General features: G+C 66.2%; 3 protein-coding genes. All 3 read left to right on the top strand.

Annotation, left to right across the window (positions count from 1 at the left end):
• The coding region (locus WDA27_15065; protein MFA5892244.1) for an ATP-binding protein at positions 1-740 on the top strand (740 nt) is incomplete at its 5' end.
• Positions 733-1,434 carry a response regulator transcription factor gene (locus tag WDA27_15060; GenBank protein ID MFA5892243.1) on the top strand — a complete coding sequence of 234 codons (702 nt, stop codon included), beginning with the start codon at positions 733-735 and terminating at the stop codon, positions 1,432-1,434. The genes WDA27_15065 and WDA27_15060, both read left to right, overlap by 8 nt.
• 105 nt (positions 1,435-1,539) lie before the next feature.
• A complete protein-coding gene (locus tag WDA27_15055) occupies positions 1,540-2,928 on the top strand; it encodes an amidohydrolase (protein ID MFA5892242.1) in 1,389 nt (462 codons plus the stop codon).
• The last annotated feature ends 164 nt before the right edge of the window (positions 2,929-3,092 follow it).

Raw genomic sequence — 3,092 nt, 5'->3', positions numbered from 1 at the left:
GCAAGGAACTCGTCGCGCATGTCTCGCACGATCTGCGAACTCCCGTGGCGATCATCCGAGGCCATGCCGAGGGGCTCCGCGACGGGATAGCCTCGAGTCCCGCGATGCGCGACAGATATCTGGGCGCGATATTGGAGCGCGCCCGCGAGCTCGAGGGGCTCATCGAGCTTCTGTTCACCTATTCGAGGCTCGACCTCGAGGGTTCTCGAGCGAGAGTCGGCCCCCTCGCCCTCGGGCCCTTCCTCCGCGGGCTTCGCGAATCGCTCATGGCCTCGTACCCCGGTTTGAGCGTCGCGATCGAGCTCGACCCGCCCGAAAGCGCAGTGGCGCCAGCCGATGCCGACGCGCTTGGCGGCGCGAGCCGAGGGCCGGTGGCGGCGGCCGATCCGGAACTCGCCCGGCGCGCGGTGGCCGACCTCGTCGAAAACGCGGTCAAGCACGGAGGCAAGACCCCGATCGCGATGGAATGGAAGGCTCGGGCGATAGGCGGCATCGTCGAGCTTTCGATATCGGACGATGGCGAGGGCGTTCCCGATGAGGATTTGCCGAGGCTCTTCGAGCCCTTCTTCCGCTGCGATCGCGCCCGCGGCCGCGGCGGATCGGGGCTTGGACTCGCCATAGTTAAGCGAATCATGGAGGCCCAAGGCGGTGACGCGCGCGCGTCGCGGCCCGCCTCGGGGGCGGCGTTTCGAGGGCTCGAGATATGCCTGGAATTCCGCGAGGCCAGGCTAGATGCCTAAGCGGATATTGATCGTCGAGGACGAGCCGCAGCTCTCGCAGCTCGTCGCCGATTACCTGGCTGCGGGCGGATTCGAGTCGGAAACGCGAGCGGACGGCGTGTCGGGTCTCGCGGCGGCTCTTTCGGGCGCCTTCGATCTCGCGCTCCTCGACGTCATGCTGCCCCTCATGGACGGCTTCGAGGTCTGCCGGTCCATCCGCGCCGAGCGCGAAATCCCCGTACTGATGCTCACCGCCTTGCGCGAGGACGGCGACAAGATACGCGGACTCGGGCTCGGCGCGGACGACTACGTCACGAAGCCCTTCAGCCCCGCCGAACTCGTCGCCCGCGTGCGGAGCCAACTCGCTCGTTACGACCGGCTGACCGGCCGCACGGAGGCCGCAGGCGAACGCTGGATGGCCGACGGAGGCCTGGAGGTAAATCAGGCATCGCGTCGAGTCCGCAAGGGCGGCCGGGAGATATCGCTCACCGTGAAGGAATTCGACCTCCTCCTCCTTTTAATGCGCAATCCCGATCGCGTCTTCGGAAAAGACGATATCTACGAGCGGCTATGGGGCGGGGAGCGTTTCGGCGACATCTCCACCGTCACCGTCCACGTGCGTCACCTGAGAGAAAAGATCGAGGACCTTCCCTCCGAACCTCGCCGCATAGAGACGGTCTGGGGAATGGGCTATCGTTGGAAGGCCGGCCGCTGAGCGCGGATCGCCCCCTTCTCGCCCGAGCCTCGGCGCTGTATATAATAGGCCGGGCATGCCGCCTCGAGCATGCGAGCCCCTTGTCCGCAGCGAAAGGAAATCGCCATGAAAATCGAAATCGCGCACGACATAGCAATGGAGATCGCCGCGGGCGTCGAATCGCGCGCCTCGGAATACGACGCGATCGCCAAGGATATTTGGGAACACCCCGAGGTCTCCCACGAGGAACGGCGCTCGTCGGAAATATTCAGGAAGCGTCTCGAATCGCGCGGCTTCGCGGTGACGGAATTCCCGGAGATGCCCTACTCCTTCGCGGCCGAGCGCGGATCTGGCGGAGCGCTGATCGCGATCATGGGCGAGTATGACGCGTTGCCCTCGATGTCCCAGGCATGCGATATAGCGCCGAGGCCGATTGTCGCCGGAGGGCCGGGGCATGCCTGCGGGCACAATCTCCTGGGCGCGGGCTCCCTCGCGGCCGCCGAGGCCCTCGCCGACGCGCTGGACTCCCGAGGCCTTCCCGGGCGCGTTCGTTTCTACGGCTGCCCCGCCGAAGAATCGCTGGGTCGCATACCCCTGGTGAAAGCGGGACGCTTCGACGACGCCGACATCGCGATCACCTGGCATCCTGCCGACGTGAATACGCCGCACCGCTATACCTCGAGCGCGAATCTATCGCTCGTGTTCTCCTTCACGGGGAGGGCGAGCCACGCGGGCATGGCGCCCCACGCCGGCCGTTCCGCCCTCGATGCCGCGCAGCTTTTCAACCTCTCGCTAGAATTCATGCGCGAGCACCTGCCCCGAGGTACCCTGCTGCATTACGTCATCTCGGACGGTGGAGCGAAGCCGAACATAGTGCCGGCTAACGCGGCGACCTGGCTCTATATACGCGCGCCCCGCGCCGAGGATGTCCGCGACGTGGTCAAGCGCGTGCTCAAGGCGGCGCGAGGCGCCGCGCTCATGACCGAGACGAAGGTACGGCACGAGATCAAGGCGGGGAAATGCGACTATGTCCCAAACGATGTGGTCCAGGACGCGATGCGGGAGGCGATGGAGCTGCTGCCGCTGCCCCGCCCCACGAAAGACGAGCTCGAGTTCGCTCGCGCGCTTCAGGCGACCGTGGGGAAAAAGGACCGCGAGGCGACCCTCTCGCCGATCGACGCGCCTCTCCGTCTGCTTCGAAACCCGATGCACGACGCGGTGGGCGATTTCGGCCGGGACCGCAGGATAGGCGGCTCCCTGGACACGGGCGACGTGTCGTACATCGTGCCGACGGGGCAGCTCAACTCCGCCACGTGGCCGCTGGGCGTCGGTGCGCATACCTGGCAATCCTGCGCCGCCTCGGGTTCGAGCTGGGCCTTCAAGGCGATGCGCTGGGCCGCCGCCTGCATGGCCGTCTCGGGCTTCGCCCTGGCCGCCGACCCGAAATCGCTCGCCTCGGCCAAACGGGAATACCGCAAGAATAAAAAAGCCTATAGATCGACGATGGATATCTAAACAGGCCACCGAGAGGCCATCGTGCCCGCGGCGGACTCTCGCGTGCCCGGGCTATCGCGCCTACTCGGTTTCCGCCTCTCCTCCCTCGACGGTCTCCAGCGCCACTTCGATCATGGCCGAAAGGGAGCGCTCGCGATCCTCGACCGTCATATGCTCGTTCTTGA

Source organism: Actinomycetota bacterium (assembly GCA_041658565.1).
GTDB lineage: Bacteria > Actinomycetota > AC-67 > AC-67 > AC-67 > JBAZZY01.
This window is presented reverse-complemented; position numbering and strand designations above follow the sequence as displayed.